The sequence below is a fragment of the Streptomyces sp. NPDC052107 genome, from assembly GCF_040680215.1.
Lineage (GTDB): Bacteria > Actinomycetota > Actinomycetes > Streptomycetales > Streptomycetaceae > Streptomyces.
Genome location: NZ_JBFAWG010000017.1, coordinates 16,333 through 35,896, shown reverse-complemented (window position 1 = coordinate 35,896; position 19,564 = coordinate 16,333). Strand labels below are relative to the sequence as shown.

18 protein-coding genes are annotated in these 19,564 nt (G+C 71.2%); 10 read left to right on the top strand and 8 right to left on the bottom strand.

The features are described from left to right. Positions 1–238 precede the first annotated feature (238 nt). The 6 genes from AB0M27_RS20445 to AB0M27_RS20420 all read left to right on the top strand — a co-directional run bounded on the left by AB0M27_RS20445 (position 239) and on the right by AB0M27_RS20420 (position 8,302). Positions 239–2,668, top strand: a complete 2,430-nt coding sequence (locus tag AB0M27_RS20445; protein ID WP_365723265.1) for a SulP family inorganic anion transporter — start codon at positions 239–241, stop codon at positions 2,666–2,668. Between the two features lie 115 nt (positions 2,669–2,783). Beyond that, positions 2,784–4,739, top strand: a complete 1,956-nt coding sequence (gene acs / locus AB0M27_RS20440) for an acetate--CoA ligase (protein ID WP_365723264.1) — start codon at positions 2,784–2,786, stop codon at positions 4,737–4,739. Between the two features lie 188 nt (positions 4,740–4,927). Next, positions 4,928–6,370, top strand: coding sequence for a Na+/H+ antiporter NhaA (gene nhaA / locus AB0M27_RS20435; RefSeq protein WP_365723369.1), 1,443 nt, complete (start codon positions 4,928–4,930; stop codon positions 6,368–6,370). A gap of 144 nt (positions 6,371–6,514) precedes the next feature. After that, positions 6,515–7,003: a phage holin family protein gene (locus AB0M27_RS20430; RefSeq protein ID WP_365723263.1), complete on the top strand. Its 489-nt coding sequence runs from the start codon at positions 6,515–6,517 to the stop codon at positions 7,001–7,003. Beyond that, positions 7,000–7,920 (top strand): alpha/beta hydrolase, encoded by a 921-nt coding sequence (locus tag AB0M27_RS20425; protein ID WP_365723262.1) that lies wholly within the window; start codon positions 7,000–7,002, stop codon positions 7,918–7,920. The genes AB0M27_RS20430 and AB0M27_RS20425 overlap by 4 nt, the downstream gene beginning before the upstream one ends. A gap of 202 nt (positions 7,921–8,122) precedes the next feature. After that, on the top strand, positions 8,123–8,302 hold the full coding sequence (locus AB0M27_RS20420; RefSeq protein ID WP_365723261.1) for a hypothetical protein: 180 nt from the start codon (positions 8,123–8,125) through the stop codon (positions 8,300–8,302). Between the two features lie 45 nt (positions 8,303–8,347). On the opposite strand, the gene AB0M27_RS20415 is transcribed toward AB0M27_RS20420, so the two are convergent. The 3 genes from AB0M27_RS20415 to nth form a co-directional block, all read right to left on the bottom strand. Beyond that, positions 8,348–9,547, bottom strand: coding sequence for a MarP family serine protease (locus tag AB0M27_RS20415; protein ID WP_365723260.1), 1,200 nt, complete (start codon positions 9,545–9,547; stop codon positions 8,348–8,350). A 116-nt stretch (positions 9,548–9,663) separates the two neighbouring features. Next, positions 9,664–10,359: a CoA pyrophosphatase gene (locus AB0M27_RS20410; protein WP_365723259.1), complete on the bottom strand. Its 696-nt coding sequence runs from the start codon at positions 10,357–10,359 to the stop codon at positions 9,664–9,666. 54 nt (positions 10,360–10,413) lie between these two features. Continuing rightward, positions 10,414–11,460 carry an endonuclease III gene (gene nth / locus AB0M27_RS20405; protein ID WP_365723258.1) on the bottom strand — a complete coding sequence of 349 codons (1,047 nt, stop codon included), beginning with the start codon at positions 11,458–11,460 and terminating at the stop codon, positions 10,414–10,416. A gap of 276 nt (positions 11,461–11,736) precedes the next feature. Here nth and AB0M27_RS20400 point away from each other — a divergent pair, with 276 nt between their 5' ends. Both AB0M27_RS20400 and AB0M27_RS20395 read left to right on the top strand, forming a co-directional pair. Beyond that, positions 11,737–12,411: a Crp/Fnr family transcriptional regulator gene (locus tag AB0M27_RS20400; protein WP_365723257.1), complete on the top strand. Its 675-nt coding sequence runs from the start codon at positions 11,737–11,739 to the stop codon at positions 12,409–12,411. Between the two features lie 150 nt (positions 12,412–12,561). Continuing rightward, on the top strand, positions 12,562–13,383 hold the full coding sequence (locus AB0M27_RS20395) for a nucleotidyltransferase (RefSeq protein ID WP_365723256.1): 822 nt from the start codon (positions 12,562–12,564) through the stop codon (positions 13,381–13,383). A gap of 4 nt (positions 13,384–13,387) precedes the next feature. Here AB0M27_RS20395 and AB0M27_RS20390 read toward each other — a convergent pair whose 3' ends face one another. The 4 genes from AB0M27_RS20390 to AB0M27_RS20375 all read right to left on the bottom strand — a co-directional run bounded on the left by AB0M27_RS20390 (position 13,388) and on the right by AB0M27_RS20375 (position 15,804). Further along, positions 13,388–14,218 carry an MBL fold metallo-hydrolase gene (locus tag AB0M27_RS20390; RefSeq protein ID WP_365723255.1) on the bottom strand — a complete coding sequence of 277 codons (831 nt, stop codon included), beginning with the start codon at positions 14,216–14,218 and terminating at the stop codon, positions 13,388–13,390. Continuing rightward, the gene (locus AB0M27_RS20385; protein WP_365723254.1) at positions 14,215–15,099 is read right to left on the bottom strand and encodes an NUDIX hydrolase; all 885 of its coding nucleotides are present in this window, start codon (positions 15,097–15,099) and stop codon (positions 14,215–14,217) included. Before AB0M27_RS20385 ends, AB0M27_RS20390 begins: the two co-directional genes overlap by 4 nt. 79 nt (positions 15,100–15,178) lie before the next feature. Continuing rightward, positions 15,179–15,643, bottom strand: a complete 465-nt coding sequence (locus tag AB0M27_RS20380) for a RidA family protein (protein WP_365723253.1) — start codon at positions 15,641–15,643, stop codon at positions 15,179–15,181. Then, positions 15,640–15,804: a DUF4177 domain-containing protein gene (locus AB0M27_RS20375; protein WP_136744038.1), complete on the bottom strand. Its 165-nt coding sequence runs from the start codon at positions 15,802–15,804 to the stop codon at positions 15,640–15,642. Before AB0M27_RS20375 ends, AB0M27_RS20380 begins: the two co-directional genes overlap by 4 nt. A gap of 140 nt (positions 15,805–15,944) precedes the next feature. Between AB0M27_RS20375 and AB0M27_RS20370 the strand changes: the two genes are divergently transcribed. Next, entirely contained in the window at positions 15,945–16,922 is a 978-nt protein-coding gene (locus tag AB0M27_RS20370; RefSeq protein ID WP_365723252.1) for an ArsA-related P-loop ATPase, read from the top strand. Beyond that, positions 16,919–18,340, top strand: a complete 1,422-nt coding sequence (locus tag AB0M27_RS20365; RefSeq protein ID WP_365723251.1) for an ArsA family ATPase — start codon at positions 16,919–16,921, stop codon at positions 18,338–18,340. Before AB0M27_RS20370 ends, AB0M27_RS20365 begins: the two co-directional genes overlap by 4 nt. Positions 18,341–18,805: 465 nt before the next feature. On the opposite strand, the gene wblA is transcribed toward AB0M27_RS20365, so the two are convergent. Next, a complete protein-coding gene (gene wblA / locus AB0M27_RS20360) occupies positions 18,806–19,144 on the bottom strand; it encodes a transcriptional regulator WblA (RefSeq protein ID WP_018547931.1) in 339 nt (112 codons plus the stop codon). Positions 19,145–19,564: the final 420 nt, after the last annotated feature.

Here is a 19,564-nt window from a genome sequence, read left to right as displayed (position 1 = left end):
AGGCAAGCGCTGACGAGGGCCGTTTTCTGGTGATACGCCGGGCTTGAACCGACAGCGCCGCCAAGGTCGCACGGGACCGAGAAGGAATTAGAACGACAAGCCGATCAAGCGATTAGTTAGCTCATGCGAGGGATCGGCTGGGCCATTTGCCACGAAAAGTTATGAATGGCCTTTACGCGGCATTACGTTTCCTTTGCCAAGCATTGCTCCATCCCGCCGCCCCGGAGGAGACGGGACCATGTCAGCCTGCGCACCCCCGCATACCCAGCACCCGCACCCGCCGCACAGCCCGCCGCCCGGCGGGCGGCGCCACTTCCCCGTCGCGAGCGCCGACCTGTCGGCGTCCGTCGCGGTCTTCCTGATCGCCCTGCCCCTGTCCCTCGGCATCGCCCTGGCCACTGGTGCCCCGCTCCAGGCCGGCCTCGTCGCCGCCGCCGTGGGCGGACTCGTCGCCGGCCGGCTCGGCGGCTGCCCGCTCCAGGTCAGCGGCCCCGCCGCCGGACTCACCGTGGTCACCGCCGACCTGATCCACCGCTACGGCTGGCGAGCCACCTGCGGCATCACCGTCCTCGCCGGACTCGCCCAACTCGGCCTCGGCTGCCTGCGGGTGGCGCGCGGCGCGCTCGCGGTCAGCCCGGCCGTCGTACACGGCATGCTCGCCGGGATCGGCATCACCATCGCCGTCGCCCAGCTGCACATCGTCCTCGGTGGCAGCCCCGACAGCTCCGTCCTCGCCAACCTGCGCGGTCTGCCTGCCCAGTTGGCCCACCTGCGGCCGGCCGCCGTCTCGATGAGCATGGTGACGCTCGCCCTGCTGCTGGCCTGGCCCCGCCTGCCCGGCCGCATCGGCCGGATGCTCCGGCGCGTGCCGGCCGCCCTCGTCGCCGTCGCCGGGTCCACCGCCACGGCCGCCCTCACCGGCCTGACCCTGCCCCGGGTCGACCTGCCGTCCTGGCGCAGCCACGCTCTGGCCGGACTGCCCGAGGGCCCGGCGCTGGGCCTCGCCGCCGCCGTCCTCACCACCACCCTGGTGTGCAGCGTGCAGTCGCTGCTCGGCGCGGTGGCCGTGGACAAACTGGTCGCGGCCCGCCCCGGCCCGGCCCCCCGCATCGGCCGCTCCGACCTGGACCGGGAGCTGCTGGGCCAGGGCGCCGCCAACCTGGTCTCCGGGGCGCTCGGCGGACTGCCGGTGGCCGGGGTGGCCGTGCGCAGTACCGCGAATGTGAAATCGGGTGCGATGAGCCGGAACTCCACGATGCTGCACGGCGTTCTCGTAGTAGTCGCCGCGCTGCTGATGGTCCCGGCCCTGGAGGAGATCCCGCTCGCCTCCCTCGCCGCCCTGGTGATGGCCGTCGGTATCCAGATGGTGTCCCTGCACCACATCCGCACGGTGACGCGCCACCGCGAAGTGCTGGTCTACGCCGCGACCACACTCGGTGTGGTGCTCCTCGGCGTCCTTGAGGGCGTGCTCCTCGGGATCGCCGTGGCGGTCACCCTCGCCCTGAACCGCCTCACCCGTACCCGCATCACCCACGAAGAGAAGGAAGGAGTCCATCACGTAAGAGTCCGAGGTCAGTTGACATTCCTTGCGGTGCCCCGGCTCAGCCGGTCCCTGCATCTCGTGCCCCACGGCGCGCACGCCGTCGTGGAATTGGACGGATCGTTCATGGACCACGCGGCTTACGAGTCACTGCAGGACTGGCGCACCTCCCACACCGCGCACGGCGGTACGGCCGAGCTGACGGGCCGGCGCAGCGGAATCCGGACCGCCGAACCGGCCCTGACCGCCGAACCGACCCTGCCCACCGGGCCCACTCCGATTGCCGAACAAACCCCGCCCACCGAACCGGCCGCACCCGCCGGGCCGCCCCCGCTCACCCGGTGCCACTGCCGTCCCTGGTCGCCCTGGCGCAACCACCGGTCCTGCCTCCCGGATGCCGCCGCCCCGGCGAGCCAGGAGGCCGGACGGAACGCGGGGCGGGAGGCCGGACGGGAACTCACCCGTGGAATCGGCTCGTTCCAGCGCAACACCGCGCCGCTGGTGCGGGCGGAGCTGGCGCGGCTCGCACGGGAGGGGCAGCGTCCCGCGCAGCTCTTCCTCACCTGCGCCGACTCCCGGCTCGTCACGTCGATGATCACCGCCAGTGGTCCCGGTGACCTGTTCGTCGTCCGCAACGTCGGCAACCTGGCGCCGGCTCCGGGCGAGGAGTACGGCGACGACTCGGTGGCGGCCGCCGTCGAGTACGCCGTGGACGTACTGAAGGTGCGGTCCATCACGGTGTGCGGGCACTCCGGGTGCGGGGCGATGCAGGCGCTGCTGACCGCCGAGCCCGGGGGTGCGGCGACGCCGCTGGGGCGGTGGCTCAGGCACGGCCTGCCGAGCCTGGAACGGATGGCCGACGACCGACGCACCCGGCCCCGGCTGGCCGGGCGGGCCCCGGCCGACGCGGTGGAGCAGTTGTGCCTGACCAACGTGGTCCAGCAACTGGAGCACCTGCGGGCACACGCCCCGGTGGCGCGGGCGCTGGCGGCCGGGGAGCTGGAGCTGCACGGGATGTACTTCCACGTGGGCGAGGCGCAGGCGTATCTGCTCGGTCGAACCGGGACGGTGTTCGCGGACGTGAGAGAGGACGGGAGCGCGGCGGAGGAGCTGCGCAGTCCGGTGTGAACGATCACCTCACACAGGTCTAAACCAATTTGGCCGTGGACTCTTGTCATCGGACCCCCGCGTCTGATGAGCTGTGGCCTGGGACACAACGGACACCCTGCGAGAGGGAGATGTCGTGAGCAACGAAAGCCTGGCCAACCTGCTCAAGGAAGAACGCAGGTTCGCGCCCCCCGCCGACCTGGCCGCGCATGCCAACGTCACCGCGGAGGCGTATGCACAGGCCAAGGCTGACAGGCTCGGCTTCTGGGCCGAGCAGGCCCGCCGGCTGACCTGGGCCAAGGAACCGACCGAGACGCTGGACTGGTCGAACCCGCCGTTCGCCAAGTGGTTCAAGGACGGCGAACTGAACATCGCCTACAACTGCGTGGACCGGCATGTGGAGGCCGGGCACGGAGACCGGGTCGCCATCCACTTCGAAGGTGAACCCGGCGACAGCCGCTCGATCACCTACGCCGAGCTGAAGGACGAGGTCTGCAAGGCGGCCAACGCCCTGCTGGAGCTGGGTGTCCGCAAGGGCGACCGGATCGCCATCTACATGCCGATGATCCCGGAGACGGCGATCGCGATGCTGGCCTCGGCCCGGATCGGCGCCGCCCACTCGGTGGTCTTCGGCGGCTTCTCGGCGGACGCGCTCGCGACCCGCATCCAGGACGCGGACGCCAAGGTCGTCATCACCGCCGACGGCGGCTACCGGCGCGGCAAGCCGTCCGCGCTCAAGCCGGCCGTGGACGAGGCGATCTCCAAGGTCGACAACGTCGAGCATGTTCTGGTGGTGCGCCGTACGGGCCAGGACGTGGCGTGGACCGAGGGCCGGGACGTGTGGTGGCACGAGCGCGTCGAGCGGCAGTCCGCCGAGCACACCCCGGAGGCGTTCGAGGCCGAGCACCCCCTGTTCATCCTCTACACCTCCGGCACGACCGGTAAGCCGAAGGGCATCCTGCACACCTCCGGCGGCTACCTCACCCAGACGGCGTACACCCACTGGGCGGTCTTCGACCTCAAGCCGGAGACGGACGTGTACTGGTGCACGGCCGACGTCGGCTGGGTCACCGGGCACTCGTACATCGTCTACGGCCCGCTGGCCAACGGCGCGACGCAGGTCATGTACGAGGGCACGCCGGACACCCCGCACCAGGGCCGGTTCTGGGAGATCGTGCAGAAGTACAAGGTCACGATCCTCTACACCGCGCCGACGGCGATCCGGACGTTCATGAAGTGGGGGGACGACATCCCCGCCAAGTTCGACCTGTCCTCCCTGCGCGTCCTCGGCTCGGTGGGCGAGCCCATCAACCCCGAGGCGTGGATCTGGTACCGCAAGAACATCGGCGCGGACAAGACGCCCGTGGTGGACACCTGGTGGCAGACCGAGACCGGCGCGATGATGATCTCGCCGCTGCCCGGCGTCACCGAGGCCAAGCCCGGCTCCGCGCAGACCCCGCTGCCCGGCATCTCCGCCACCGTCGTCGACGACGAGGCGAACGAGGTGCCCGACGGCGGCGGTGGCTACCTGGTGCTGACCGAGCCGTGGCCGTCCATGCTGCGCACCATCTGGGGCGACGACCAGCGGTTCATCGACACCTACTGGTCCCGCTTCGAGGGCAAGTACTTCGCCGGTGACGGTGCGAAGAAGGACGACGACGGCGACATCTGGCTGCTGGGCCGGGTGGACGACGTGATGCTCGTGTCCGGGCACAACATCTCCACCACCGAGGTGGAGTCGGCGCTCGTCTCCCACCCGTCGGTCGCCGAGGCGGCCGTCGTCGGCGCCGCCGACGAGACCACCGGCCAGGCGATCGTCGCGTTCGTCATCCTGCGCGGTACGGCCGCAGAGACCGAGACGCTCGTCGGCGAGCTGCGCAACCACGTGGGCGCCACGCTCGGCCCGATCGCCAAACCCAAGCGGATCCTGCCGGTGGCCGAGCTGCCCAAGACCCGCTCCGGCAAGATCATGCGCCGTCTGCTGCGGGACGTGGCCGAGAACCGCCAGCTCGGTGACGTGACCACGCTGACCGACAGCACGGTCATGGACCTCATCCAGGCGAAGCTACCCGCGGCGCCCAACGAGGACTAGGCGCAACGGCAGCGACGGGCACCCGGTGACAGTACCGGGCGCCCGTTTCGTTCGCCTCACTAACCTCCGGCGTCAAAATCGAGTAAAATGGCGATCTCAGGGTGTGCCGGGAAGTCTGGTCGGCGACGCCGTCGGCGATCCCGGGCGACGGCGTGATCATCGCCGTACCGACCCCGGAGGTTCCCGCCGTGGCCGCGCCCCGTACCCCGAAAGCCCCTCGTAAGGTCCTCGGACGTCTGTCCCTGCCCGAGCGGGCCTTCGTCGCGGACGCGCTGCGGACCGAGACCGTCGGCGGTGTCCTGCTGCTCCTCGCCGCTGTGGCGGCGCTGATCTGGGCGAACATCCCCGCCCTGCACCACAGCTACGAGTCCGTCAGCCACTTCCACCTCGGCCCCGGCGCGCTCGGACTGAACCTGTCCGTGGCGCACTGGGCCGCCGACGGCCTGCTCGCGGTGTTCTTCTTCGTCGCCGGTATCGAGCTCAAGCGAGAACTGGTCGCCGGGGACCTGCGCGACCCCAGGGCGGCCGTACTGCCCGTGGTGGCCGCGCTGTGCGGCATGGCCGTACCCGCGCTCGTCTACGCCCTCACCGCTCTCACCGGGCACGGCTCGACGCAGGGCTGGGCGGTGCCCACCGCGACCGACATCGCCTTCGCGCTCGCCGTCCTCGCGGTCATCGGCACCTCCCTGCCCAGCTCGCTGCGCGCCTTCCTGCTCACCCTCGCGGTGGTCGACGACCTCTTCGCGATCCTGATCATCGCGATCTTCTTCACCGACCGGCTGAACTTCGCCGCGCTCGGCGGGGCCGCCGCCGGACTGGCGGTGTTCTGGCTGCTGCTGCGCAAGGGTGTACGCGGCTGGTACGTGTACGTGCCACTCGCCGTGGTGAACTGGGCGCTGATGTACAACAGCGGCGTGCACGCCACCATCGCCGGCGTGGCGATGGGCCTGATGCTGCGCTGCACCCCCCGGGAGGATGAGCAGCACTCGCCGGGCGAGCACATCGAGCACCTGGTGCGGCCCCTGTCCGCCGGACTGGCCGTGCCGGTGTTCGCGCTGTTCAGCGCCGGGGTGGCGGTCTCCGGCGGGGCGCTCGGGGACGTGTTCACCAAACCGGAGACGCTCGGCGTCGTCCTCGGCCTGGTCGTCGGCAAGACCATCGGCATCTTCGGCGGCACCTGGCTGACCGTCCGCTTCACCCGCGCCTCCCTCAGCGAGGACCTCGCCTGGGCCGACGTCTTCGCGGTGGCCTCCCTCGCCGGCATCGGCTTCACCGTCTCCCTGCTCATCGGCGAACTCGCCTTCGCCGGCGACGCCGTCCTCACCGACGAGGTCAAGGCGGCCGTCCTCACCGGATCGCTCCTCGCGGCGCTGTGCGCGACGGTGCTGCTGAAGGTACGCAACGCCAAGTACCGCAGGCTGTGCGAGGAAGAGGAGCGCGACGAGGACCTCGACGGCATCCCGGACGTCTACGAACAGGACGACCCGGCCTATCACCTGCGCATGGCCCGGATCCACGAGCGCAAGGCCGCCGAACACCGCCGGATCGCCGCCGAGAAGGCCGCCGCCGCGCGCCACGGGCTTCAGGAAGTACCGGGCGGGGCAGGCGATGAGGACGACCGTCCGGCATGATCTGACGAGACGGTACAAAACAAGACGGCCACACGAGCGGGCCCGCCGGCCGCGTACAGCACGCGTAGGACGTACGACGGCATGCGTACGACCTACGACGGCACGGCACGCCCGCGGCACAAGAGACTTCTGAGGGAGAACGCGATGAGCGCACCCGACGGCAGCCCGGTCGGCGCCGAACGCAGCATCGGCCAGCTGTTCGCCTCGGCGACGACCGAAATGTCGGCGCTGGTGCACGACGAGATCGCCCTGGCCAAGGCCCAGCTGAAGCAGGACGTCCGGCGCGGCGCGGCCAGCGGCGGCGCGTTCACGGCGGCCCTGGTGCTGCTCGTCTTCTCGCTCCCGATGCTCAACTTCGCCCTCGCCTACGGCATCCGGACCTGGAGCGGCTGGAACCTGGCGGTCTGCTTCGTGCTGTCCTTCGCGGCGAACGTGGTCATCGCCGGCCTCCTCGCGCTGATCGGCACGGTGTTCGCCAAGAAGGCCAAGAAGGGCCAGGGCCCGCAGAAGGTGGCCGCCTCGATGAAGGCGACGGCGGGCGTGCTGCAGAACGCCAAGCCGCACCCGCGCGCGGAGCTGCCCGAGGATCGGGCCCCCGTGGCCATCGAGGCTGTGGCACGCTCACAGTCATGACGGACCCCGCCCCCTCGGCCGTACGCATCGATGGTCCCTGGACGCACAGGGACGTCGCCGCCAACGGCGCACGCTTCCACATCGCCGAACTCGGCGACGGCCCCCTGGTGCTGCTGCTGCACGGCTTCCCGCAGTTCTGGTGGACCTGGCGGCACCAGCTGGTCGCGCTCGCGGACGCGGGCTACCGGGCGGTGGCGATGGACCTGCGGGGCGTCGGCGGCAGCGACCGCACGCCCCGCGGTTACGACCCCGCCAACCTCGCGCTCGACGTCACCGGAGTGATCCGCTCGCTCGGCGAACCGGACGCGGCGCTGGTCGGCCACGACCTGGGCGGCTATCTGGCGTGGACGGCGGCGGCGATGCGACCCAAGCTCGTACGGCGGCTCGCGGTCGTCTCGATGCCGCATCCGCGGCGCTGGCGCGCGGCGATGCTGCGGGACGCCCGGCAGACGGCCGCCAACTCCTACATCTGGGGTTTCCAGCGGCCGTGGATTCCGGAGCGTCAACTCACCGCGGACGGCGGTGCGATGGTGGGCCGGCTGATCCGGGACTGGTCCGGGCCGCGGCCGCCGGAGAACGAGGCGGTGGAGACCTACCAGCGGGCCATGTGCATCCCGTCGACGGCGCATTGCTCGATCGAGCCGTACCGCTGGCTGGTGCGCTCACTGGCCCGCCCGGACGGCATCCAGTTCAACCGCAGGATGAAGCGGCCGGTGCGGGTGCCCACGCTGCATCTGCACGGCTCGCTGGACCCGGTGACGCGTACGCGCAGCGCCGCCGGTTCGGGCGAGTACGTCGAAGCGCCGTACCGCTGGCGCCTGTTCGACGGCCTCGGCCACTTCCCGCACGAGGAGGATCCGGCCGCCCTCTCCACGGAGCTCGTCAACTGGCTGAAGGATCCCGAGCCGGACCGGTGACGTTCGCCCGCACCGGTCTCGTAGTGCGGTGATGGTCACTCGTATCGGTGATGGACGTCGGTGACCGTGCGGTGACGGTTCGATGCGTGGAGTATCCGCTTCCTGAACAGTTGTCCGCCGAACGGCCACATGCCTGCCGCATAGGCCAATTGGGCGGCGCTCAGGCGGTTATCGACCTTCGGGCAGGGGCACACGTCGGGGTATGGGCTGGACGCACGACTACAGTGACGCACCCCGCAACCGCCGCTCTGGCGCCGGTGTGAGCACCTCTCAGCGAGGCAACCCGCAACTCGCGGAAGCGGACCTCCGCGTGGGAATTCCGCGCATCCTGCGCCGCCGGGCCCGCTGGGTCTCGGTGCGTCTGCGTCACCCGCGCGGCTGAGCCTGCCCGGGGGTCCCTCTGAGGGGCCGTAGGCCCTCCCGAGGGTCACAGGGCGCAGCTGTCCGTACCCACCTGCTCGTTCGCCGTACGTCCCTGCTGGATGTCGGGCTGGATCTCGTCCGCCGTGAGGGCGTAACCGGTCTCGGCGTCGTCGAGGGACTTGGCGAACACGACGCCGTACACCCGGCCGTCGGGGGTGAGCAGCGGGCCGCCCGAGTTGCCCTGGCGGACGGTCGTGTACAGCGAGTAGACGTCGCGGCGGACGGTGCCGTGGTGGTAGATGTCCGGGCCGTTGGCGGTGATGCGCCCGCGCACGCGCGCGGCGCGCACGTCGTACGAGCCGTTCTCCGGGAAGCCCGCGACGATCGCGCCGTCACCGCCGGCCGCGTCCTTCGCGGAGAACCGCAGGGCGTTCGCCTTCAGGTCGGGTACGTCGAGCACGGCGAGGTCGCGCTTCCAGTCGTACAGGACCACCTTGGCGTCGTACTTGCGGCCCTCACCGCCTATCTGCACGGTGGGCGAGTCGACGCCGCCGACGACGTGCGCGTTGGTCATGACCCGGCGGTCGGCGAAGACGAAGCCGGTGCCCTCCAGGACCTTGCCGCAGCTCTGGGCGGTGCCGGTGACCTTGACGATGGAGCGCTGGGCGCGCACGGCGACCGGGCTGTTGGCGAGGGCCGGGTCGGGCGGCTGGACGTCCTTGATCGGCTCGTTGGCGAACGGGCTGAAGACCTGCGGGAAGCCGTTCTGCGCCAGGACGGAGGAGAAGTCCGCGAACCAGGTGTCGGCCTGCGCGGGCAGCGCGCGGGAGACGCCGAGCAGCACCTTGGAGCCGCGGACCTCCTTGCCCAGCGTGGGCAGGGTGGTGCCGGCCAGGGCGGAACCGATCAGCCAGGCGACCAGCAGCATGGCCACGACGTTGACCAGGGCGCCGCCGGTGGCGTCCAGGGCGCGGGCCGGCGACCAGGTGATGTACCGGCGCAGCTTGTTGCCGAGGTGGGTGGTCAGGGCCTGGCCGACGGACGCGCAGACGATGACGACGACCACGGCGACTACGGCGGCGGTGGTGCCGACGTCCGCTTTGCCGGTCACGGCGTCCCAGATCACGGGCAGCGTGTACACGGCGACGAGGCCGCCGCCCAGGAACCCGATCACCGACAGGATGCCGACGACGAAGCCCTGGCGGTAGCCCACGACCGCGAACCACACGGCCGCGACCAGCAACAGGATGTCCAGCACGTTCACCGCTTCAGGCCTCGCCTACTCACTCCGGTCCCCGCGGCCCGGCCGGGGGTCCGGCCCGCCACGCGGTGGCACAGGGACCCAGCGTCCCCCGGAAAACACCGCACGGGATCACCCTGTCATGACCGCCAGTCGAGTGGGACCTGCTTCCCTCTGTCCCAGGGGCGCTCCCAGCCCGCGAAATGCAGCAGGCGGTCGATCACCCCGGCCGTGAAGCCCCACACCAGGGCCGATTCGACCAGGAATGCCGGACCTCGGTGGCCGCTGGGGTGGACGGTGGTGGCGCGGTTGGCGGGGTCCGTGAGATCCGCCACGGGGACCGTGAAGACCCGCGCCGTCTCGTTCGGGTCGACGACGCCCACTGGGCTGGGCTCGCGCCACCACCCGAGCACGGGCGTGACGACGAAGCCGCTGACCGGGATGTACAGCGCGGGCAGCACACCGAAGAGCTGGACGCCCGCGGGGTCCAGGCCGGTCTCCTCCTCGGCCTCGCGCAGCGCGGCCCTGAGCGGTCCGTCGGCATGCGGATCGCCGTCCTCGGGGTCGAGCGCGCCGCCGGGGAAGGACGGCTGCCCGGCATGCGAGCGCAAGGAGCCGGCCCGCTCCATCAGCAGCAGCTCCGGGCCGCGCTCGCCGTCACCGAACAGGATCAGCACGGCCGACTTGCGGCCCGAGCCGTTCTCCGGCGGCAGGAAGCGACTCAGCTGGAGCGGCTCGATCGTCTCGGCGGCCCGCACCACCGGCGCCAGCCATTCCGGAAGCCCCTCCTTGCTCAGCGTCACCGCTCCGCCCCGCGTCTCACTGGCCCTCGCCATCGCCACCCCCGTCGCTCTGCCTGTCCAACGCCCGAGGACCCCGAGATCGTTCCGTCACGCGGCCCCCAGTGGCGGGGCCGGCCTGCCGCCCGCGTCGAGGTAGGCCTGCGGGGGCTTCAGGCGCTGGCCGGGGAAGCCGCCCTTCTCGTACTTCAGGAGCTTCTTCGCCTTCTCCGGGTCGGTCTCGCCCTCGCCGTAGGCCGGGCAGAGCGGGGCGATCGGGCAGGCGCCGCAGGCGGGCCTGCGGGCGTGGCAGATACGGCGGCCGTGCCAGATCACGTGGTGGGAGAGGTCGGTCCACTCGCTCTTCGGGAACAGCGCGCCGACGGCCGCCTCGATCTTGTCCGGGTCGCTCTCCCCGGTCCACTCCCAGCGCCGGACCAGCCGCTGGAAGTGGGTGTCCACGGTGATCCCCGGCCGCCCGAACGCGTTGCCGAGCACGACGAAGGCGGTCTTGCGGCCGACGCCGGGCAGCTTGACCAGGTCCTCCAGCCGGCCGGGCACCTCGCCGCCGAAGTCCTCCGCGAGGGCCTTGGAGAGTCCCATGACCGACTTGGTCTTCATCCGGAAGAACCCGCAGGGGCGCAGGATCTCCTCGACCTCCTCCGGATTGGCGGCGGCCAGGTCCTCGGGGGTCGGGTACTTCGCGAAGAGCGCCGGGGTCGTCTGGTTGACGCGCAGGTCGGTGGTCTGGGCCGACAGCACGGTGGCGACCAGCAGCTGGAAGGGGTTCTCGAAGTCCAGCTCGGGGTGGGCGTACGGGTACACCTCGGCGAGTTCGCGGTTGATGCGGCGGGCGCGGCGGACCAGGGCCGTACGGGACTCGTCCCTTGGCGGCTTGACGGCGACCGTCTTGGCGGGCGCCGCCTTCTTCACGGCCACGACCTGCCCTGTCGCCACGACTTTCTTGGCCGGGGCGACCTTCTTGGCGGAGGCCGCCTTCTTGGCCGGGGCGACCTTCTTGGCGGAGGCCGCCTTCTTGGTCGAGGCCGCCTTCTTGGCCGGCGCTGCCTTCTTCGCTGAGGCCGCCTTCTTGGCCGACGCGGCCTTTTTTGTCGTTTTTGCGGTTTTCTTACTACCGCCGGGGCCCTGTTCGCCCACAGCGGAATCGCGACGTACAACCACCCGCTAAGCCCCCTTGGCCTGTGCTCTCACCGGCGATTTGGACACCCGGCCAGCCTAGAGCCCGGCACCGACATCCGCCCCGGACCCGGTTGATCGGACCCCGATTGGACCCCTGACGCTTACCTCGGGACATCGGTGCGGCATCCTTGTGACAGATCACACTGTTTGGACCGTCCGGCAAAATGGGGAACACGGTCCCCTGGCACTCGGGGGAGCAAGATCCCCTGAGCAGGTCGACAAGGAGAGAACTCAGTGGACGACGTTCTGCGGCGCAACCCGCTCTTCGCGGCTCTCGACGACGAGCAGGCCGCGGAGCTTCGCGCCTCCATGAGCGAGGTGACCCTCGCACGCGGCGACTCCCTGTTCCACGAGGGCGACCCCGGGGACCGGCTGTACGTCGTCATCGAGGGCAAGGTCAAGCTGCACCGCACCTCCCCCGACGGCCGCGAGAACATGCTCGCCGTCGTCGGCCCCGGCGAGCTGATCGGCGAGCTGGCGCTCTTCGACCCGGGCCCCCGCACGGCGACCGCGACCGCGCTGACCGAGGTCAAGCTGCTCGGCCTCGGTCACGGCGACCTCATGCCCTGGCTGAACGCCCGCCCCGAGGTGGCCGGCGCCCTGCTGCGCGCCGTCGCTCGCCGCCTGCGCAAGACCAACGACGCCATGTCCGACCTGGTCTTCTCCGACGTCCCCGGCCGCGTGGCCCGCGCCCTGCTGGACCTGTCGCGCCGCTTCGGCGTGCAGTCCGAGGAGGGCATCCACGTCGTCCACGACCTCACGCAGGAGGAGCTGGCCCAGCTGGTCGGCGCCTCGCGCGAGACCGTGAACAAGGCGCTGGCGGACTTCGCCCAGCGCGGGTGGCTCCGCCTGGAGGCACGGGCCGTGATTCTGCTGGACGTGGAGAGGCTGGCCAAGCGCTCCCGCTGACGCTGGTCCCGGCCGTACGACCTCGGGGTCCGCTCCTCGCGAGCCGGGCCCCGCTGTCGTTGCCGCCCGGGGGCTGCCGCCTGGGCCGCCGATGCCGGCCGCGCCGACAATGTGCCGCACGGCCGCCACACATGGCGGCACAGTTGCCCCATGGCTGAAACGATCCGTCGGCCCGGGCTCGACGACCAGGGCTTCATCGCACGCGAAGGCTCCCTCGCGCGCGTGTCCCGCGTTTTCCGTCCCGTCGTGGCCGCAGCGCGCGACGGGCTGCTGGATGTCTTCGGAGCCCGGCTGCACAGCGCCTACCTCTATGGGTCGATCCCGCGTGGCACCGCGCGCGTGGGCCGCAGCGACCTGGACCTGTTCGTCGCGCTCCGGGACGAGCCGGCCGGCGCCGACCGGGACGACGTACGGGCGCTCGGTGAGGCGGTCGACAAGGAGTTCCCGCAGATCGACGGCGTCGGCACGCTGCTGTACGGCAGGGACCGGCTACTGAGCGACCTGGAGCGGTACGACCTGGGCTGGTTCGTCGCCTGTCTGTGCACCCCGCTGCTCGGCGAGGACCTCGCCGAGTACCTGCCGCGCTATCGCCCCGACTCCCTGCTCGCCCGCGAGACCAACGGCGACCTGGCACTGTGGCTGCCCCGCTGGCGGAAGCGGATCGCGGACGCCGAGGACACCGAGGAGGCCCGGCGACCGCTGGTGCGCTTCATGTCCCGGCACCTCGTCCGCACCGGCTTCACGCTGGTCATGCCCCGCTGGAACGGCTGGACCAGCGATCTTGGGGAGATGGCCGAGGTGTTCGGCGCGTACTACCGGGAGCAGGCCGCACAGCTGCGTACGGCGGCGCTCCACGGCCACGACCCCGTCGGCGATCCGGAGGTGCTGCGGTCGTACGTGGACGACCTCGGACCCTGGCTCGCTGACGAGTACGCGCGCGTGCACGGCGTCAAAGCACCCAGACCGGACTAGCCGATCAGATCAGCCCGTGCTCGCTCAGGTAGTCCAGCTGGGCCCGTACCGACAGTTCCGCCGCCGGCCACAGGGAGCGGTCCACGTCGGCGTACACGTGGGCGACGACCTGGGCCGGGGTGCGGTAGCCGTCCTCGACCGCCGTCTCCACCTGGGCGAGCCGGTGGGCGCGGTGGGCGAGGTAGAACTCGACGGCTCCCTGGGCGTCCTCCAGGACCGGCCCGTGACCCGGCAGGACGGTGTGCACGCCGTCGTCGACGGTGAGGGAGCGCAGGCGGCGCAGGGAGTCCAGATAGTCCCCCAGGCGGCCGTCGGGGTGCGCCACGACCGTCGTACCGCGCCCGAGGATGGTGTCGCCGGTCAGCACCGCCCGGTCGGCCGGGAGATGGAAGCAGAGTGAGTCCGCGGTGTGCCCGGGGGTGGGGACGACCCTCAGCTCCACGCCGCCGATGGTGATCACGTCCCCGGCGGCCAGGCCCTCGTCGCCCAGGCGCAGCGCCGGATCGAGGGCACGCACGCGCGTGCGGGTCAGTTCCGCGAAACGGGCGGCGCCCTCGGCATGGTCGGGGTGGCCGTGGGTGAGCAGGGTCAGGGCGATGCGCTTGCCGGCGTCCTCGGCGGTGTCGACGACGTTCCGCAGATGACCCTCGTCCAGCGGGCCCGGGTCGATGACCACGGCGAGCTCGGAGTCGGGCTCGGCGACGATCCAGGTGTTGGTGCCGTCCAGGGTCATCGCGGAGGCGTTGGGCGCGAGGACGTTGACGGCCCGTTCGGTGGCCGGGCCGGAGAGCACCTGGCCGCGGGGCTGGCCCGGCAGGGTGGCTGCGTCGGTCATGCGGGGCCTCCACCGGGGGTCGTCGGAGCCGTCGGAATGTGCTTCGTGAACTCCTCGTGCCCCGGCCAGGACAGGACAATCTCGCCGTCCTGGAGGCGGGCGCGGGCGAGCACCGGCGTCATGTCGCGCCCCGGGGCCGCCGCGAGCGTCTCGGCGGCCGTGGCGTACGGCGTCAGCTGGCGCAGGGTGGCGATGGTGGGCGGCATCATCAGCAGCTCGCCCTTGTCGTAGCGGGCGGCGGCCTCGGCGGGGCGGATCCACACCGTGCGGTCGGCCTCCGTGGAGGCGTTCCGGGTGCGCTGGCCCTCGGGCAGGGCGGCCACGAAGAACCAGGTGTCGTAGCGGCGGGCCTCGAACTCCGGGGTGATCCAGCGGGTCCATGCGCCCAGCAGGTCCGAGCGCAGCACCAGCCCGCGCCGGTCCAGAAACTCGGCGAAGGACAGCTCGCGCGCGACCAGCGCGGCCCGGTCCGCCTCCCAGTCCTCCCCGGTGGTGTCGCCGACGACCGACTCCGCGTCGGGCCCGGCGAGCAGGACACCGGCCTCCTCGTACGTCTCCCGTACGGCCGCGCAGACGATCGCCTGGGCGCCCGACCCGTCGACGCCGAGCCGCTCAGCCCACCACGCGCGCGTGGGGCCCGCCCAGCGCACCAGACGGTCGTCGTCGCGGGGGTCGACACCGCCTCCGGGATACGCGTACGCGCCTCCGGCGAAGGCCATGGAGGCGCGTCTGCGCAGCATGTGGACCGCGGGGCCGTCCGGCGTGTCCTTCAGGAGCAGGACCGTGGCCGCGCGCCTGGGGGACACCGGGGTGAGGGTGCCGTCCGCGAGCGCGCGGATGCGGTCCGGCCACTCCGGGGGGTACCACTGACCGTTCGCCATGGGCGGAGGCTATCCCGTGTAGGGCGAATGTTCGAGAGGTGCCCGAGGTCAGAGGGCCGCGGTGGGCTGCCGCTGTGGGCTACTGGGCGAGCTCGACCTGGATCTCGACCTCCACCGGCGCGTCCAGCGGCAACACCGCGACGCCGACCGCGCTGCGGGCGTGCACACCCTTGTCGCCGAGGACCTCGCCGAGCAGTTCGCTGGCGCCGTTGACGACACCGGGCTGCCCGGTGAAGTCGGAGGCGGAGGCGACGAAGCCGACGACCTTCACCACGCGCGCGATGCGGTCCAGATCGCCGGTCACGGACTTCACGGCGGCCAGCGCGTTCAGCGCGCAGGTGCGAGCCAGGTCCTTGGCCTCCTCCGCGGTGACCTCGGCGCCGACCTTGCCGGTGACCGGCAGCTTGCCCTCGACCATCGGCAGCTGGCCGGCGGTGTAGACGTACGCACCGGACTGCACGGCCGGCTGGTACGCGGCCAGCGGCGGTACGACCTCCGGCAGGGTCAGGCCCAGTTCGGCCAGCTTCGCCTCGACCGCGCTCATGCCTGCTTCTCCCGCTTCAGGTAGGCCACGAGCTGCTCGGGGTTGTTGGGCCCGGGCACGACCTGGACGAGCTCCCAGCCGTCCTCGCCCCAGGTGTCGAGAATCTGCTTCGTGGCATGGACGAGCAGCGGCACGGTGGCGTATTCCCACTTCTTGGTCATGGGGCCGACTGTAGCCGCTGTGGTCTCGGGTACGGCCACCCGCGGCCCCCGGGTCAGTGACCTGTGATCTCGGGGACAGTGACCTGCGTTATCCACAGCCTCGCGCGTGAGTGTCGAGCGGACTGGTTAGTCTCGAAGACGTGAGCAGGCTCCAGGTCGTCAGCGGCAAGGGCGGGACCGGAAAGACGACGGTCGCCGCCGCACTGGCGCTGGCCCTCGCGACCGAGGGGAAGCGGACGCTTCTCGTGGAGGTCGAGGGCCGGCAGGGCATCGCCCAGCTCTTCGAGACGGAGGCGTTGCCGTACGAGGAGCGGAAGATCGCGGTCGCCCCCGGCGGCGGCGAGGTGTACGCCCTCGCCATAGACGCCGAACTGGCCCTTCTGGACTACCTCCAGATGTTCTACAAACTAGGCGGCGCGGGCCGGGCCCTGAAGAAGCTGGGCGCGATCGACTTCGCCACCACCATCGCACCGGGCATCAGGGACGTCCTGCTCACCGGCAAGGCGTGCGAGGCCGTGCGCCGCAAGGACCGCTCCGGGCGGTTCGTGTACGACTACGTCGTCATGGACGCCCCGCCGACGGGCCGCATCACCCGCTTCCTGAACGTGAACGACGAGGTGGCGGGCCTGGCGAAGATCGGCCCGATACACAATCAGGCACAGGCGGTGATGCGGGTGCTGAAGTCGCCGGAGACGGCCGTGCACCTGGTGACGCTGCTGGAGGAGATGCCGGTCCAGGAGACCGCCGACGGCATCGCCGAACTCCGCGCGGCCCGGCTGCCGGTGGGCCGGGTCATCGTGAACATGGTCCGGCCGGAGGTGTTGGACGCGACCGACCTGGAACTCGTACGGGCCGTGGAGCGTTCCTCCGTCGCACAGGCGCTCTCGGCCGCGGGCCTGGGCGGGGCCCGGCGCGGCGGGAACGCGGAAAAGCTGGTGGACCCGCTGCTGCGGCAGGCGGCGGAGTACGCCGAGCGGTACGCGCTGGAGCAGGAGCAGCGCGCGGTCCTCGGCGAGCTGGGCCTGCCGCTCGGCGAACTGCCGCTGCTCGCCGAGGGCATGGACCTGGCGGGCCTGTACGAACTCGCCACCGAGCTGCGGAAGCAGGGGTTGACATGAGTCCGGACCCGGCCGAGGCACCCGAGGCACCCGAAACAGCACAGACGGTCGCAGGGCCGGAGAAGGCCGCGGGGCGGAAGAAAGCCGACGGGCAGGAGAAGGCCGACGGGCGGGAGAAGACCCACGGTCTCTCCCCCGCGCGCGTGCTGGACATCGACCCGCTGCTGGACGACCCGAAGACCCGGATCGTGGTGTGCTGCGGCTCGGGCGGGGTCGGCAAGACGACGACCGCGGCGGCCCTCGGGCTCAGAGCGGCCGAGCGGGGCCGCAAGGTGGTCGTGCTGACCATCGACCCGGCGCGGCGGCTGGCCCAGTCGATGGGCATCGACTCCCTCGACAACGTCCCGCGCCGGGTGAAGGGCACCGAGGGCGAGGGCGAACTGCACGCCATGATGCTCGACATGAAGCGCACCTTCGACGAGGTCGTGGAGGCGCACGCGGACCCCGAGCGGGCGGCCACGATCCTGGCGAACCCCTTCTACCAGTCGCTCTCGGCGGGCTTCGCGGGCACGCAGGAGTACATGGCGATGGAGAAGCTGGGCCAGCTGCGCGCGAAGGACGAGTGGGACCTGATCGTCGTCGACACCCCGCCGTCCCGCTCGGCGCTGGACTTCCTGGACGCGCCGAAGCGGCTCGGTTCCTTCCTCGACGGCCGGCTCATCCGCCTGCTGACCGCCCCCGCCAAGCTCGGCGGGCGCGCGGGCATGGCCTTCCTCAACGTCGGCATGTCGATGATGACCGGGACGCTCGGCAAACTGCTGGGTGGTCAGCTGCTGAAGGACGTCCAGACGTTCGTGGCGGCGATGGACACCACGTTCGGCGGGTTCCGTACGCGCGCGGACGCCACGTACAAGCTGCTCCAGGCGCCCGGTACGGCGTTTCTGGTGGTCGCGGCCCCGGAGCGGGACGCGTTGCGTGAGGCGGCGTACTTCGTGGAGCGGCTGGCGGCGGAGAAGATGCCACTGGTGGGTCTGGTGCTGAACCGGGTCCATGGCAGCGGCGCCGGCCGGCTGTCGGCCGAGCGGGCGCTCGCCGCCGCCGAAAATCTTGAGGACCCCCGCATTGTGGATCAGGGGGGCGGGAAAGCTGGACTTCGTAACTCTCCCGACCTATACGGCAGTTCGCGATCTCCCGCATCCGAGGCCGCAACCGACGCCCCGGCTTCCGAGGAAGGCTCCCCCGCCGACAAGGAGCACTCCGTCGACCGGCTCACCGCGGGACTGCTGCGACTGCACGCCGATCGCATGCAGCTGCTCTCGCGCGAGCAGCGCACGCGTGACCGTTTCACCGCCCGCCACCCCGAGGTGGCGGTCGTCGAAGTACCCGCGCTGCCCGGCGATGTCCACGACCTCACCGGCCTGCGCGACATCGGCACCCGGCTGGCAGCGGGCGCGACAGGGCAGACGGTGCTGCCGTAGCGCGGCCAGGGGCCGACGGCTACGGGACTGTTGGCCGCGACACCTCGCATGGCACCGCGTGGCGAGCGGTCGTGCGTGCGTGGGTGGCACACGCGCGACCGACGTGAACAAGGCATGCGCGGGAAGCGTGCGTCACATATGCGGACGGCGTGGGTGACACACGTGCATACGAACGGCGTCGGCTGCGCGTACGAACGGACGGCGACGGCGGCTCACGCGTGGACGCGAGGCCGACCACCGTCTCCGCAGGCGGGGCCGCAAGGCCGATCGTGGCTTCCCCAGGCGTAGGCCCGACCGGCGCTTCCCACCTCGTCGCTTCCCGTGCCCCGGCATGTACCCGCTCGGCACCCCCGGGCCTCTGCCCACCCGGCTTCCCGTGGCGCACGCCCGAAGATTCCCGTGGCGTGTGCCGGGCCGGAGCCGTGTGCCCCGCGGATGTGCCGGAGGTACATGCCCTCGGCTCCCTCAGCTCACCGCCGCGTAGTTCTCATACACCTCGTCGTTGTCGAGGGGCACGATGCCCGCCCCGCGCTCGTACTCCGAGCGGGCGGTCTCCAGCAGCCTGCGCCAGGAGGTCACGGTGGGCCGGCGGCGCAGCAGTGCGCGGCGCTCCCGCTCCGTCATGCCTCCCCACACGCCGAACTCCACGCGGTTGTCCAGCGCGTCGGCCAGGCATTCCGTGCGTACCGGGCATCCGGTGCACACCGCCTTGGCCCTGTTCTGCGCTGCTCCCTGAACGAACAGTTCATCCGGATCGGTAGTGCGGCAGGCAGCCTGCGCACTCCAGTCGGTAACCCAGCCCATACCGGCGCCGTCCTCTCCCGAATCGAGGCTCCCCCACGGCGGCAGCGGCATATTCACCGCCGCCAGTTGAGGACGTTACGGAAGGTGGACACAGCGCAACACCCCCTTCGGGCCCAATCTTGAATGGCCCGAACGGACTATGGGTTAACGGCAGATCACCCGCGGGAGTGAGCTGGCGACATACACGACCATCCCGGCAAACCGGGACAGCTGTGGTGCGCCACAACGGACGCCGGGTGACACACGAGGCGGATTCGGACACGTCCCCCTCAGGAACCGGTCCCGCCCCCGCGTGCGAAAAAACGCGGTACGCCCGGAACGATTCGGGGTCGCCGGACGTATTGATACGTGACCGCACTGCTGTGACAGTTGAGAGCAGCTTAGGCCAAGGCCTGCGCGCGTGTCCGGCGAATGGGAACG